A 14,544-nucleotide genomic window follows, 5' to 3' on the forward strand; every position below is an offset into this window, starting at 1 on the left:
AAAAGCGGTTAGGACTCGCGCCAAAATAAGTTACCCAGTTTTACCTTAGAAAAGAGGAAGAATGAAAGAGAAAATGTTGATTTAGCGTCTTTTCACCTTTTTCTATAACTTTTAAAACAGGTAAGTTATTTCTGCGCGGCTACTTAGCTTTATTTTCCGTCGATAACAACCGTTCACTTAGTCCGAGGAATGAATCCAGGCACGCCGGTATCGACCACTGCGTTGAAGCGGACTCTGGTCGTGATGCGGTCGCTAATTTCCAGCATAGCCTCTTTGGGCAAGGTCGAGATATCAAAGCTCTCTTGTATATGGCGAGGGGATGTCGAGGTGGTCAGGAGAGCGGTACCGCGTTGTACAGCCCAGGCCAGCGCGACTTGCTCTGGGGTCCGGTGGACGAGCTCCGCAACAGCCGCGATTATCGGGTCTTCCGTAACTTTTGGCTCCATCGCATGACCCAGTGCGGCAAATGCGAGTAGGATAATACCCTGTTGCTGGCAAAACTTGAGAAGATCCCACTCGGGGAGATACGGATGGGATTCAACCTGCACCACGGCAGGCTTAATTCGCGCCACGGCAACGATCTCTTTCAGCCGCTCCAAACCGATATCCGATAAACCTATCGATTTACACCGACCGCCATCCACCAGGCGCTCCATCGCGTGCCATGTCTCCACCAACGTGACACCAGGATCGTAGATGATCTGGCCATGATCGTCCCTCGGTTCCTGTTCATCGCCCGGCTGAAAGGCAAACGGGGTGTGGATAAGATAGCAATCGACATAGTCGATTTGCAGTCGCCGGAGACTTGCCTCGAACGCAGGCTGGACCCGCTCTGGACGATGGTTGTTGTTCCATAGCTTTGTGGTGACGAAAACATCCTCCCGCCGGATTCCCCCTGCCTTGAACACCTCTTGCATCGCCTCGCCGACGACGGCTTCGTTGCGGTATCGCTCCGCGCAATCGAGATGCCGAAATCCCGCTTCCAATGCAGCCTTGGTCGCTTTCTTGGTCGCGAGAGGATCGGGGATGAGTGTTCCAAACCCGAGCGCCGGCATGGCGCCAGATCCATGAGTGAGAGGTATTGTCGTATAGCGAAGCGTGTCTTGGGTAACCATGTTTATACTCCTTGTTTTGACGTGACGAGATACAGGAACTCTTGGAAGGTGTTGCAACGAAGATCCGGACTAGTGACGGAGCAAGACTCAGGCGCCCCAGGACGAAGAGCGAATCACCTTGCAAAAGTTTCCTCGGTGAAAATGAGGCTCTTTGTCAGCGATGTCATCGCTGTTGACGTTGCCAAAAGTCGAGTCTGGCTTGTGTTTGATGCCGTCGTAGAACGCCTGAATGATGTCTTCCTTGAACTTCGGCGCGCCAACGTGCTGTTAGGAATAGAGGCGGCTTCGGTGATCAAGGTTATGTTACTAACTCCATAAGGTACTACCTAGATTGCGTTTACAAACTGATGTTGAATTAACTATAGTTACGTAGTGTCTGTCCACATTACTCAGCTGTGATAGTGAGGCGAGTTGTGGGTTTGAGTTCCGTCGCTCGCCCCACCGCTCACTTCACCGAGGAAAAGGTGGTCGGTGCCAGCAACTCGTTGCTGATTTTCTGCACGAGTGGACCGTCCTTCTCACTCTCGGTGCTGATCGCGATCCATTCGGGGTCGGTGAGGAATGCACTCCAGCGCTCCTCTCGCTCAGCCATGCTGTCCCAGGCAAGCATATAGGTAAGCTGCTGATTGCTCTCGCCGATTAGCGTTGTCCAGAATCCAGCCTGGCGGATGCCATGCTTTTCCCAAATCCGCAACGTGTGGTTCTGAAAGCGCGAAAGCAGTGCTGGTAGTCGTCCAGGCATGGACTGATAAATGCGTAATTCGTAGATCATTCCTTTATCGAGTTGAGTCATGATATGTGCTTCTTTAAAAGCTTTACGATCAAGCAATCGTGTTTGAGAGCGTCATAGCCATTTTTCTGAGCGCAAGGCGGCGTTAGTGACCCGCACTCTGACCACCATCAACGTGAAGGATTTCGCCCGTGACAAAGTTGGCTGATTCCAGGTAGAGGATTGCATCGACGATGTCAGAGATTTCGCCCATACGACCGAGCGGGTGCATGGCAGCGAGCTGTGCATAGGTCTCGGCAGGGTGCATTGGCGTCTTCATGTTACCCAGCGCGATCGCGTTCACCCGGATACCGCGCTTGGCATACTCGATCGCCAGCGATTTGGTCGCGCTATTCAGTCCGCCCTTTGTCAGCGACGCGAGTACAGACGGTACGCCAGCGATCGCGTGGTCAACCAGGCTCGTCGATATCTGCACAACATGACCGCTGCCCTGCTTCTCCATTTCGGCGATCGCCAGTTGCGTCATGTGAAAGAAGCCAGTGACGTTAGTGCCCAGATATACCTCGTAGTCAGCCTCGGTGTATTGGGTAAATGGCTTGGCGATGAAGATACCCGCGTTGTTGATGAGCGTGTCAATGCGCCCAAATCGGGTCACGCCTTCGATGATCGCACGCTCGGCAGTTTTTCGATCAGCGATGTCGCCTGACACCGCCAGGATTGCATCATCATCCGATGGCTGAATTGAGCGTGAGATTGCAACCACCCGATAATTGCAATCGCGGTACGCCTTGACAAGAGCTGCGCCAATGCCCTGCGACGCGCCAGTAATCACAGCGACTTTCTGTTCAATACCCATAGTAAAACTCCTTTATGCGTTTGAGGGGTTAAAGAAACAAAGAATGTCAAAAGATTTATGCACTGCGGAAAGTCGCTCCACCGATTGGAGAACCAACAATGCCACCATCAACAAAAAGTTCAACCGACTGGACGTAGGATGAGTCGTCTGAGGCAAGAAAGAGGACTGCTTTGGCAATCTCGTCCGCTTCTCCCAAACGACCTAGTGGAGTCGCTGCTGCCCATTTTGCTGTCAGTTCGTCCGCCTTCTTAGGTGGAGTAGACCCACGGCTCCAGATGGGAGTTTTGATTGCTCCTGGTGCGACGACATTGACTCGAATGTTGCGGGGAGAAAGTTCAGATGCCATCGCTCTCGCCATACCGCGAACACCCGCCTTGCTTGCTGCGTAGGCTGCCCTGCCGGGACTACCCAGCGAACCGATAACGGAACTGTTCAAGATAATTGAGGAGCCATCATTAAGCAGTGGCAGTGCGGCTTGGACTGTAAAGAAAACGCTGGTAAGATTGACGCGAATGATGTTCTCAAACACCGCTTCATCAGCGCTGCCTATGGGTGTAGCTCCAGCAATACCAGCGTTAGCGAAGATGATATCTAGACTGCCGAAGCGTTGACCAATTTTGCTGAAAAGGTCGGCACGGGCATTGGAGTCCGTCACGTCTGCACGATAGGCAACGGCTTTTAAACCCAGTTCTTTGACAGCAGCATCGAGCGTCTTCTGATCTCGACCCGTGATTGCGACTTCAGCCCCTTCGTGAATGAAGAGTCTAGCGGTGGCAAAGCCAATGCCACTGTTTCCCCCGGTAATCAGTGCCTTCTTACCTTCAAGTTTCATAACATCTCCTTTGGAAAGTGAATGTGTGAATATTGCAAATTACCGTCCGGGAGTGCGTGTTTTCACCTCTCTGCACTCCACTCCGTCACAATACTTGTCGGGTTTTGGGGAAAAAGGGAAGGGGAAAGGGGAAAGAAAAAATCTTTAACCTTTACCCTTTAACCTTTTCCCCAAACCTAATGCCGAGTTAAAAATGCACAAAGCGAGCAGTATTGCACCTTCGTCGTCAAACGCTTGAGCCTTTGCCAGTCCACTTTGCAGTTTATGTTTATCGCATACAATCTGTCGTGGAGATCACGCCACAACTTTATCGTTTACAGCAAGTTGATACGCTTCCAGCAGTTTCACATTGTCGATCGATCCGTGATGATGAATCTGTCGCCACCCACCGTCACTTTCTCAGTACTGAAAACAGCGGCTCGTTCTGAATCTAAGTGGAATAATGCGATCTTTAGTTGTAAATTCACCGCGCTCTTCTCCAGCAAAGATGGCTGTCTTTCCACTGAAGTACTCTACAATATCCTCGAACTCAACCCAGACGTTTAACGATCCTGTGAAAAGTTTGGAGTAGAGATCGCGAATCGGTTCATAGCCTCGGAGCATTCCTCCCACCGGATTGTTTAGTTGAACCAGTGGACAGTTGAGCCATATCTGAGTAAGTGTCTCAATCAAGTGCTGATTGAAGGCATAATAGAACGTTTCAAGTGCCGCACGCGCCCCTGCTTCTGATGGCTGAGTCGCTTCATTAAGCAAGTTACGAGCCGTTTTGCCATAGCTCGTGGTCAAATGGTTTATTATAAAGGTCATTGATTTTGCTTTCCTGATAATAAGTTCAGTCAACGCTTCTAATGTTGCAGGTCAGGCTATGGTCGAAGCCATTATGCGGTGGTCATGGTCGGTGCTGGTAGCGACTGGCAGCCATGCTTGAATTTCCTGTGCCATTTTTGCGGCGTTGTTCTTGTACATCGCGATCGCGTCCTTCCCAACGGGCAAATGCAGCGGTGGACGTTCTGTATTGGCGAGTTGAATAATCACAGCCGCAAACTTTTTCGGATCGCCGGGTTGGTTCCTATGTAGCGCATCGGCTCCGTTCCGCATGGAACCTACTGTTGCCTGGTAATCGGCGATCATAGTTTTAGCGGCAACATAGGATTCAGTACTCAGAAAGTCAGTACTAAAAAGACCGGGAGCTACTGCTGTGACGTGGATGCCGAGCGGTGCTACTTCGAGGGCTAACCCTTTCGAGAGACCTTCGATCGCAAATTTAGTAGACCCGTACAATCCCCAACCCGGAACTGCATCGTAGCCAAATAAAGACGAGATATTGATGATCCGCCCGGATTTTTGCTGTCGCAGGTACGGCAATATCGCACGAGTCACGTTCAGTAACCCAAACACGTTGGTATCATACTGTTTGCGGACTTCGGCATCCGTGGCTTCTTCGATCGCAGTAATCATACCAAACCCAGCATTATTGACTAAGACATCAACCCTGCCGAAACGGGCAATGCTCTGCTTGACAGCCTCTTGTACCTGATCTTCCTGGGTAACATCCATCTGCACAACGTGCAGATCCGGGTGGTTGTGCAGGGTAGCGGCGAGTTGTGCCGGCTGACTGCGAACCGTCGCTACTACTTGGTCGCCAGCTGCCAGGGCTGCTCTGGCAATTTCTAACCCAAAGCCTCTGGAGGCTCCGGTAATGAACCATACTTTCTGCGTTTTCATCGTATATCCTCGTTTTAGGTGTTGTCTAGTTTGTTGGCTTTAGCTCTTTCGGTTAGTGTCAAAAGGAGTAAAAAGCCTGATATTTTTGGCTCCTTTTGATCCTTAATCGATTGATGTTCCATTACCGTCCGGGGGCCCGCATCTTCACCTCTTGGAGCAACCAACCATTGCCGTCTGGATCGCTGAACGAGGCAAAGGAGGCATAGTCACGACGTTGTGGATCGGGGCCAGGTACTCGTCCCTCGGTTCCGGCGTGGTGGAAGACCCCGCCCACGTCGTGGAACACCTCACTCACCTCGACACCGCGCTCGACGAGTTCGGCGTGGGCTGCCTCAATGTCGTAAACGATCAGGTACAAACCCTGAACTGAACCGGGCGCGGCTAATGTAACACCACTGCCGAAGATGATTGAAGCCTCCGAGCCAGGAGGGGTCAACTGCACCACTCGAAAGTCCTCACCGCTGGCAAAATCGGCATCTAGCCGCCATCCCAACGTTTTATAGAAGTCCTTGGCTTGATCGACATCGGAGACGGGCAATACCACAACTTCGAGCTTCATGTTTTGACTGTTTAGGGACTTGTTACTCATTTTGTTCTCCTTTAGGTTGATGTTCAGATTGGTTAGTTTTCATTCTTGGGTGATCGCAATGCGACCATCGCTCAATTCAGAACACTCAAGTTCTTTGAGCAAAAACGCAACTTAACCCTCTTTTATCACTTTTGGCAGAGAATAATCTGGAATGCTTACTGCATAAGACTTTTACCCAAAAACCATGATTTCAGCCATTGTGTTAGAAAATAAACGCTCAAATGCCCGTTCTATCTACAGTTCAAAATTTGGCTTTGATTTTTATTTCCCTAGAGTGACAAAACAGGGTTAATCGTTCTGCTTTGAATTGTGTGATTGAGGATCAAAGCACTTCATTACTTGCAGCGATAATAGCTGCCATTAACTGCTCCATGTTCCAGTGAGCGCGATACCGAATTCCATTAATAAATAAAGATGGTGCAGTTACTACTCCACTTTGGCGACCACTTTCGATATCTTGATTGATGCGGTCAACATGGACTTGTTTGGAGATATCCTGCAAAAATTTGTAAATGTCGAGACCTAGATGATTGGCATATTCAACGAGATAGCCATTTCCCAATGCTTCTTGGTGGTTGAGCAGCATCTCGTGCATCTGCCAAAATTGACCTTGCGCTCCTGCTGCTTCCGCTGCTTCTGCTGCTTTTTGTGCTTGAGGATAGATTGAATGTTCAATAAAGTGACGAAACACTACACAAATCGAATTTTTCTCAGTCAGCCCGGAATTGAAATCTTGCACAATTGCCTGAATCAACTGATGCATTTCCCGGAACTGAAGACATTCGTAATTTCCATATTCCACGAGTATGACCGGGGCATTGAGCATCCCCTGATAGCGATCGCTTTGGGAAGGTGGAACAAAGAGTTGATTAAGATGACTATTTTGATTCATCACACACTCTACCAAGAAGATTTTTCATAGCATCGAGGGATTGCCATGACTCCTATCTGTGATTCCTCCCGACTCCGTTTTTTCTATGTCTTTACCTTATGAAACTAATTCAGCTTTGTCGCCAACTCAGAGTTGAGTAATTGAAGCGATGAAACAACAGTTGCTTACTATCTCTAAAACTAACCCTCAACCGAACTTAAGTTCAGTTCTCATTATTTTCACAACTTGGCGAGTCCCCGCTTCAGTGCAGTAATCACCGCTTGAGTGCGATCGCTCACACCTAATTTGCTCAAAATTTTGTTGATGTGAAATTTGACAGTACTTTCAGTAATATTCAAAGCCGCAGCAATATCGTGATTACTCAAGCCAAGCACCATCTGACGAACAACCTCTTGTTCTCGATCGCTCAACTCTGGAATGTTCATCCGTTGCACCAGTTTGGCAGCGACTTCGGAAGGGATATATTGTTGCCCACTGTGAACAATATGAATCGCATTCAGGAGTGCATCCGGTTCAGCGTCTTTGAGCAGATAGCCTTTGGCTCCGGCGCGTAATGCTCGATAAATATCTTCGTCTCCGTCATAAGTGGTCAGTACAATCATCCGGGCATGGGCGAATTCAGCACAGATGGTGACGATCGCCTCAACGCCGCTTACCTGGGGCATCCGTAAGTCGATCAAGGTGACATCAGGCTGGAGTTGTCGATATTGAGCGATCGCTTCCTGCCCATTGCCCGCTTGACCCACCACCGTCATATCCGGCTCATTCTCAATCATCGCGGCCAGTCCTTGCCGGACGATTGAGTGATCGTCAACAATCAAAACGCGGATTGCTGTAGACGGACTCATGCTGATGCCTCCCGATGTACAGATACGATCGTTTCTGTTCCCTGTCCCAGTCGGCTCTCAATTGAGAGTTGTGCCCCAATACGTTCCGCTCGTTCGGTAATCCCCAGTAAGCCAAACCCCCGATTTAGGGTTGTATGATTGGCTTCAAATCCTTGTCCATTGTCTTTAATTCGTAAGCAGAATTGCGTTGGTTCATAAACTAATTCAATCCGAATTTCATTTGCATTAGCATATCTAATTGAATTTGTAAATGCTTCCTGTGCAATTCTCAGCAGATTATTATCTGTTTCAGGCGGTAACGTATAGGGCGTGCCGATAATATCACAAATCAGGCTGGTTTCGGTTGAAGATTGCATTGTAGCTACAAATCGTTGCAGTGCCGTCCAGAGATTGCCGTCTTCTAAGGATTGGGGACGCAGTGCTGCAACGGAACGTCGAGCTTCTGTCAGCCCGGTGCGAGCCAAATCTCGCACGGTATTAATATGTGTTTGAATTGCTTGGGGGTTGGTTGCCACTAATCGAGAAACGGTTCCTATATGAACCAGAATCCCGGTAAAGGCTTGCGCGAGAGTGTCATGGATTTCGCGTGCCATACGGTTGCGTTCCTCTAAAATTGAGGCTTCTTCGGCACGTTTGCGATCGCTGATATCTGTAATCAGACCATAGTATCCTTTGACTTGACCATTGTCATCGAAATCAGGGATGAGAGAATTACTGATATATTTCTTGCCAAACACACAGGGAATGTCTGCTTCATAGGTTGTGATTTGCCCTGCCAGTGCTTGATCGATGTACGGTTGTACAACTTGATAAGCCGCCTCACCCAAGTTTTCGCAAATATGCTTGCCCAGAATCTCACCTCGACTACACTGAAACCATTCCTCATAAGTGCGGTTGGCAAACCGATAACGCTGGTCGGCATCTATATATGTGATACAAACAGGTAGAGCGTCTGTAATCACTCGTAATTCCTGTTCTCGTTCGCGCAGTTCTGCTTGGCTTTGTTGTAAAGCTGCCGTCCGCTCTGCTACCTGTTGCTCTAAGGTGCGGTTGTAATTGGCTAAGAGGTGTTCTGCTTGTTTCCGCTCTGTGATGTCTTGAAAGGTGACGATCGCATAAACCACATTGCCCTGTTCGTCAAATACTGGAGTTCCCCATGCCTCAACTGGAATGGTTGCGTTATTTTGATGAATTTCTACGTCGTCAGTTTTGGTACGTTCGCCACTCAACGCCCGGATGATTGGCAGTTGCTCAGTTGGATATATCCGATCCGTTCCCGCCACATAAAGTTGATAAACCTCTGCGATTTGCTCCGGTGCTACCAAAGGATCGATCTTTTTGCCCATTAACTGAATTCCCCGTTGATTGGCGTAGCAGGGGCGACCAGTCGCATCCACTATTCCAATTCCTACCGGAACCGCTTCTAGAAATTGAGCCATCTGACTTTCGCTAGTGCGTAGCTTTGAATAGAGTTTGGCATTTTCGATCGCAATGGCTGCCTGAGTTGATAGTAGACTTAGAAGTTGTAAGCGTTCTGCTGTAAATGCTCCAGTTACTAATCGATTTTCCAGATACAGCACACCAACAAGTTTACTTTGATTCAACAACGGCAAACAAAGAAGTGATTTCGTTTGGTTCTGCTGAATATATGGCTCATTGATGAAATTACCTTCACGAGTTGCATCATTTAAGATCGCAGATTCATGAGTCCGAATCACATAATTAATGATGGATTCGGGTAAGCGATTTACCATTGAAATCGATTGCAGTACTTGTGTAGCACAAAGATTCGCATCACCATTGAGTTCACAAGCAGCTTCAATCGCCCATTCTCCTGCGTTTTCCAAAATCAAGCATCCAGTTTGTGCGCCAGCATTCTCAATTAATATCTGCATCAAAGAATTGAGTAACTGATCCAGTTCAATTTCACGAGAGATGGCTTGAGATGCTTTCATCACCGCCGCTAAGTCTAAAGCGATATCTGAGCTATTAGAAGTAGTTCCAGTAGTGGTATGAACTAGTGCGCTAGCCACATTCAGCGATTGAGGAAAAAACTGGGGATAGCGAGTCTCTAAATCTTTGGCTTTTGCGGTTGCTCCCCACCGCTTATAGCAGTAATGGGCTTCCTTCATATAGAGTTGAGCAAACCTTTCTCGACCACGAGCCAAGTAATGTTTTGCAGCTAACTCATAGCCTAAAGCTTCTTCTTGAAGGTACTCGTTTTCTTTAGCACCAAAAATTGCTTGTTCGTAAAACTCCTCTGCCTCAAAAAACTGACCCAAAACTCGTGCTTTCTCTGCCTCAACTAACTGAAATTTATGCAAAAAATTCATGGGGGCATGGTGTGCCCATTTCTGCATTTTTTCCTGGTTGGCGTTAACGCGATTCAACCAAGCTGCTTTTTCAGAGTTTGAAGCATCCGCTAACAAGCTCAGAAATATTAGTGAGTCATAGAAATGAAATAGAGGTACAGAGATTATTGCTGTGGCTGCGCCTAAATACTGTTCTGCCAAAGTAGCCGTTTTTGCAGCTTGCTTATACTCCCCGAACAGATAGCATAAAATCAGCTTATTTAAGTAAAAGTAGTGAATGCTAGTTCCATCCTTGACAGCGATCGCCCGTGATAGTGCTTGCTCTTCGTCATAGATACAACCCACTAAGCGACTTGGATTTTCAGATTGACCTCGCAGGTTAAGGATTGTTTGCTGCAACATTGCTAGCCAAATGGAAGCAGTCTCTCGTCTAATTTGATTGGTGGCTTTACGATAAATCGCTGTTTGTTGTTCCAGTTCTGTGAGTTCTTGTCCTGCAAAAAAGGGGTAATAACATAGGCTGAATGCACAATAACTGGCAAATTCAAACTCTCCACTTTCTATACCGCTTTGATAAGCCTCAGTTAAACTAGGGAACGTCTCTTTCAGGTGATCTTTCCAGTGAATGATATGAAAATTCACCATCAGCAATGCTTTGCAGTTACCTTTCTTATTACTTAATCTTTTCGCTAAATTTAAGGATAGTTTGCCAAATCGATAGCCCAGTTCAATGTCTTGTAGAACTCCACATAGCATCATGCCATAGGCAGCATAACCGAGAAGCGACCAGATAGCGTTTCCATTGGCGATCGATAAATTCACCATCTTGCACACAATCAGCACCATCAAAGTGGGTGACACATTAAAAGCCGCACCCACTGTGCTGACTAAAATGTGGATTGCTGCCAGTGGCACAGGTTCAGTCATCTCTGGCAGATCGATCAAATCTTCGATTTCCCGCCCAGCGAATTGTGAAGCTGTTTCCTCTAATGCTGCTTGAACGTCTAACTGATTTGGAGCTTCTACTAAACTAATTCCCAAAAGTTGCAGCACTTCCAAGCCAGTTTTAAGTGCTTCTTTAGGGTCTCCCTGCGACAGCCATGCTTGAATTCTGCTATCGTAAGCTTTCACTTTATCGAGCGCCGTCCTCGCACGGTTGACCACTTCTTCTACAAGCCGCTCCATTTCGTCAAAGTGACCACTAAGGTATGCTGCCTCTGCTGCCTCCGAATGCAATGCCAAAGTCAGGTTATAGTTACTCTGCCAACTTTCCACATCAAGGAGTTTAAGCCCTGCATTGAAATACTTGAAAGCTGCTTCATAAGCCGTCGCTGCCAACGCTTTTTGACCTGCTTGCAAATTCAGTTTGGCAATCTCATTCCGTTCAGAGTGCTCAGTGATTAACTCGGTTCCATAATTCAGCTGGTCAACAATTTCAAACAACCGCTCTGCTAGCTGCTGTGGCGAAGTCTTTTCGAGTAAATTGCGACCGATTTGCAGATGTACCCCAAGTTTTTGCGACTCATGGATTAAGGTGTATGCTGCTTGCTGAACGCGATCGTGCAAAAACTTATATTCTTGAACTAATAGGTTTTCGTCTAATTCAGATATAGGTTGAATTAATCCAGCTTGAATGGCTACTAGTAAATCTAGAGAAATTGCTTCTTGAGATTGTTCGCAAACGATCGCTAACGTATTTAAATTAAATTCAGCACCAATACAAGCTGCTAACTGGAGAATTTGCTGTGTCTTTTCTGGTAATTTATTTAACTGGATCAGTAGCAACTCCACTACATTATCGGTAATATCCTGGGCTTGAATATCAGCAATGTTCCATTCCCAGCATAAGTGTTGTGCATCAAAGGTTAGTAGATTTTCGCTATGCAGCATTCTCAAAAATTCACCGACAAAGAAAGGATTGCCTTCGGTTTTACGCAAAACTAACTCAGCTAAGGGACAAACGATGTCTGCATTCTGATGTAGCGTCTCGGCAATCAACTGATTCAACGGCTTAAGCGTTAATGGTGCTAAGATGATTTCCTGAAGCACTGCCCCTTGTTTTCGCAGTCTTAAGAGCGTTAACATCAACGGATGAGTTGGATTTACCTCATTATCTCGATAGGCTCCAATTAAAAATAGGAATTGGGTTTGTTCATCAAGCAACATCAGCTCGATTAACTTCAGCGTTGCTGAGTCTATCCATTGCAAATCATCTAAAAAGATCACAAGCGGGTGTGACTCTGAACAAAACACCCGAATGAACTGCCCAAAGACTCGATTGAAGCGATTTTGAGCTTCTGTTGCCCCAACTTCCGGTACGGGTGGCTGCTTGCCAATAATTAACTCAATCTCTGGAATGACATCAATTATGAGTTGTCCGTTGTTGCCCAACGCTGTGAGCAAGCGCGATCGCCATTGTTGAAGTTGCTCATCTGGTTCCCCGAGCAATTGTTGTACCAATTTTTGCAGGGCATTTGCGATCGCGCTATAGGGAATATTACGCCCAAATTGATCGAATTTACCCCAAATAAAATAGCCGCGCTTTGCGGTGATTGGTTTATAAAGTTCCTGCACTAATGCTGATTTTCCAATTCCAGCATAGCCAGAAACCAGCATCATTTCGACTTTGAAGGTTTGATTGTCTGTTAGTTTCTGCTCTGAAGTTTGTTGTACAAGATTTTCTGAAGCAACGCGACTGTCCTTCCCTGCGGGAGGCTGCGCCAACGGACACGCAACGCGCTCAAAAGCCGCTAGTAACATTGCAACTTCCCGATCCCGTCCATATAGTTTTTGGGGAATTTGAAACTGATCCCAAACATCTAATAGACCCAGTTGAATACTATTAATTTGCCCGATTTTTTTTAATTGGTCAGCACAAATTTCTAAATCTGCTTTGATACCCCAAGCACTCTGATAGCGATCCTCCGCATTCTTTGCCATTAGTTTCAAAACGATATCTGAAACTGCTTTAGGAATCGTTGCCTTCAGTTCATGAGGCGGAATAGGTGATTTGGCAAGATGACAATGGACAAGTTCAAGAATGTCTGTTGTGGCAAACGGTAACTGTCCAGTGAGCAGTTCGTAGAACGTTACGCCAAGGGAGTAAAAATCAGTACGATAATCAAGCAAACGGTTCATGCGTCCGGTTTGCTCTGGAGATACATAGGCAAGAGTGCCTTCTAAAACATGAGGGTTTTTGAAGGTTGGATTGGTACGGTTAAATCGAGTAGCAATTCCGAAATCAATAAATTTAACGACCCCAGTATCTAGATTGAAGACAATATTGCTAGGGTTGATATCTTTATGAATGACACCAGCAGCATGAATTCTGCCCAGAATACCTGTGAGTTTAATGGCTAGGGATAGAAAAGTTGATAAGGGCATAGGGCAGAAATCTGGACGCTGCTGTATCCATCTCTCCAGAGACTCTCCACCGAAATCTTCTAAAAGAATAATGAGTGTGCGCTGATATTCCTGCTGACTATATGCCTTGATCGCGCCTTCTAAGTTAAGCGATCGCGTAATTTCATATTCCTGCCTGTAGCGGGTGAGTTCCGATGCCGTAGGATAATCCTGTTTGAGAACTTTGAGAATAACAGGCGTGCGATCTGACAGCTTGATTCCACGATACACCACAGAATTCTTGCTGGAGTATATCTGAGCATCAACCACAACGTCAGGTAGCGTAATCATTCTTATCACCTTGTCAAAGCATAGAAAGAACCGCAAACCCAAATAGAATTAATGCTTATTATTCAAGTTCTACTTTGAGAAGTCAATCTACCTATTATCGCCAAAGTAATCAGGTCGACGAGAGATGTTTCAACCGTTTAAATCAATTTCGTCGCATTGCTACACGGCATGACAAAAAAGCTGATAACTATCTTGCAATGCTAACACTCGCTTCTATCATCCTGCGGCTCTAGTTTTAAAACATGCCCTAATAATCCCCTCACTCCAGACGAAATCCTGCATCAACTTCTATTTCTGCCTTAGCAATTGGATCATCCTCGTCATCATTCAAAAACCCATCATCTTCGGAATCTTCTCCCAAAACATTTGATCCGGCTGGTTCTGTCGCAACAGGTAACGACACAGGACTTGGCCCAGTGGAATCAAAAAAAGAAACTGAAGGGGGAACCGAATTAGCTGAAATAGGAGTTATTCCTACTCCGTTAGTTCCAATTGTTGGTTGTAACCCAGTTGCACCTTGCGAGAAAACTCCACTATGAGGATTAACAAGAACTATCTGGGGCAACCCCTCCATCCCAAACGTCCGTTTCATCTTAATGATCTGAACTTCAAGTTGCGCGATCGCATCATGAAGGGCTGACTGCAATTCAACACCAGATACCCCCGCAGCAGATAGCGCAAATGGTAGGTAATACGCCCGCAGCGCCTCACATACTAACTCAGTTTGCCCTCGCTTCTTTGACTGGAGATAGCTAATTACTATACCGTCCTCCATATCTTTATTCCGCATGATACGCGCCAACTCAACCGAATCAGCTGGCTTACTCGCTCTTGCCATAGCTTCTCTTCTATATAACGTGCAAATCAAGCTTCTCAGTAAGCTATTTGTCAATACTCTTACTTTAACCATACGGTGGTAGAACTCACCCCCGTATTTACTCCGAACTACCCC

General features: G+C 46.8%; 12 protein-coding genes and 1 pseudogene. 2 read left to right on the top strand and 11 right to left on the bottom strand.

Annotation, left to right across the window (positions count from 1 at the left end; genetic code table 11):
* Positions 1 to 173: 173 nt before the first annotated feature.
* The gene (locus FD723_RS05120) at positions 174 to 1,115 is read right to left on the bottom strand and encodes an aldo/keto reductase (protein ID WP_179064369.1); all 942 of its coding nucleotides are present in this window, start codon (positions 1,113 to 1,115) and stop codon (positions 174 to 176) included.
* 72 nt (positions 1,116 to 1,187) lie between these two features.
* On the opposite strand from FD723_RS05120, the gene FD723_RS05125 reads away from it, so the two are divergent.
* Positions 1,188 to 1,433: a hypothetical protein gene (locus FD723_RS05125; protein ID WP_179064370.1), complete on the top strand. Its 246-nt coding sequence runs from the start codon at positions 1,188 to 1,190 to the stop codon at positions 1,431 to 1,433.
* A 127-nt stretch (positions 1,434 to 1,560) separates the two neighbouring features.
* Here FD723_RS05125 and FD723_RS05130 read toward each other — a convergent pair whose 3' ends face one another.
* The 9 genes from FD723_RS05130 to FD723_RS05170 form a co-directional block, all read right to left on the bottom strand.
* Positions 1,561 to 1,908, bottom strand: coding sequence for an NIPSNAP family protein (locus FD723_RS05130; RefSeq protein ID WP_218651793.1), 348 nt, complete (start codon positions 1,906 to 1,908; stop codon positions 1,561 to 1,563).
* A gap of 82 nt (positions 1,909 to 1,990) precedes the next feature.
* The gene (locus FD723_RS05135; protein ID WP_179064371.1) at positions 1,991 to 2,701 is read right to left on the bottom strand and encodes an SDR family NAD(P)-dependent oxidoreductase; all 711 of its coding nucleotides are present in this window, start codon (positions 2,699 to 2,701) and stop codon (positions 1,991 to 1,993) included.
* Between the two features lie 55 nt (positions 2,702 to 2,756).
* A complete protein-coding gene (locus FD723_RS05140; protein WP_179064372.1) occupies positions 2,757 to 3,533 on the bottom strand; it encodes an SDR family NAD(P)-dependent oxidoreductase in 777 nt (258 codons plus the stop codon).
* 399 nt (positions 3,534 to 3,932) lie between these two features.
* Positions 3,933 to 4,373, bottom strand: a complete 441-nt coding sequence (locus tag FD723_RS05145; protein WP_218651794.1) for a nuclear transport factor 2 family protein — start codon at positions 4,371 to 4,373, stop codon at positions 3,933 to 3,935.
* A gap of 18 nt (positions 4,374 to 4,391) precedes the next feature.
* A complete protein-coding gene (locus tag FD723_RS05150; RefSeq protein ID WP_179064373.1) occupies positions 4,392 to 5,258 on the bottom strand; it encodes an oxidoreductase in 867 nt (288 codons plus the stop codon).
* A gap of 121 nt (positions 5,259 to 5,379) precedes the next feature.
* The gene (locus FD723_RS05155; RefSeq protein WP_179064374.1) at positions 5,380 to 5,847 is read right to left on the bottom strand and encodes a VOC family protein; all 468 of its coding nucleotides are present in this window, start codon (positions 5,845 to 5,847) and stop codon (positions 5,380 to 5,382) included.
* A gap of 322 nt (positions 5,848 to 6,169) precedes the next feature.
* The gene (locus tag FD723_RS05160; RefSeq protein ID WP_179064375.1) at positions 6,170 to 6,739 is read right to left on the bottom strand and encodes a DsbA family protein; all 570 of its coding nucleotides are present in this window, start codon (positions 6,737 to 6,739) and stop codon (positions 6,170 to 6,172) included.
* Between the two features lie 218 nt (positions 6,740 to 6,957).
* On the bottom strand, positions 6,958 to 7,587 hold the full coding sequence (locus tag FD723_RS05165) for a response regulator transcription factor (RefSeq protein WP_179064376.1): 630 nt from the start codon (positions 7,585 to 7,587) through the stop codon (positions 6,958 to 6,960).
* Positions 7,584 to 13,592 (bottom strand): AAA family ATPase, encoded by a 6,009-nt coding sequence (locus FD723_RS05170; RefSeq protein WP_179064377.1) that lies wholly within the window; start codon positions 13,590 to 13,592, stop codon positions 7,584 to 7,586. Before FD723_RS05170 ends, FD723_RS05165 begins: the two co-directional genes overlap by 4 nt.
* A gap of 119 nt (positions 13,593 to 13,711) precedes the next feature.
* Between FD723_RS05170 and FD723_RS05175 the strand changes: the two are divergent.
* Positions 13,712 to 13,825, top strand: a pseudogene (locus FD723_RS05175) (IS5/IS1182 family transposase); the annotation flags it as partial.
* Positions 13,826 to 13,851: 26 nt separating this feature from the next.
* On the opposite strand, the gene FD723_RS05180 reads toward FD723_RS05175, so the two are convergent.
* Complete coding sequence (locus FD723_RS05180) at positions 13,852 to 14,430, bottom strand: hypothetical protein (protein ID WP_179064378.1); 579 nt, start codon at positions 14,428 to 14,430, stop codon at positions 13,852 to 13,854.
* Between the last annotated feature and the right edge of the window lie 114 nt (positions 14,431 to 14,544).

This window comes from Nostoc sp. C052, from assembly GCF_013393905.1.
Classification (GTDB): domain Bacteria; phylum Cyanobacteriota; class Cyanobacteriia; order Cyanobacteriales; family Nostocaceae; genus Nostoc.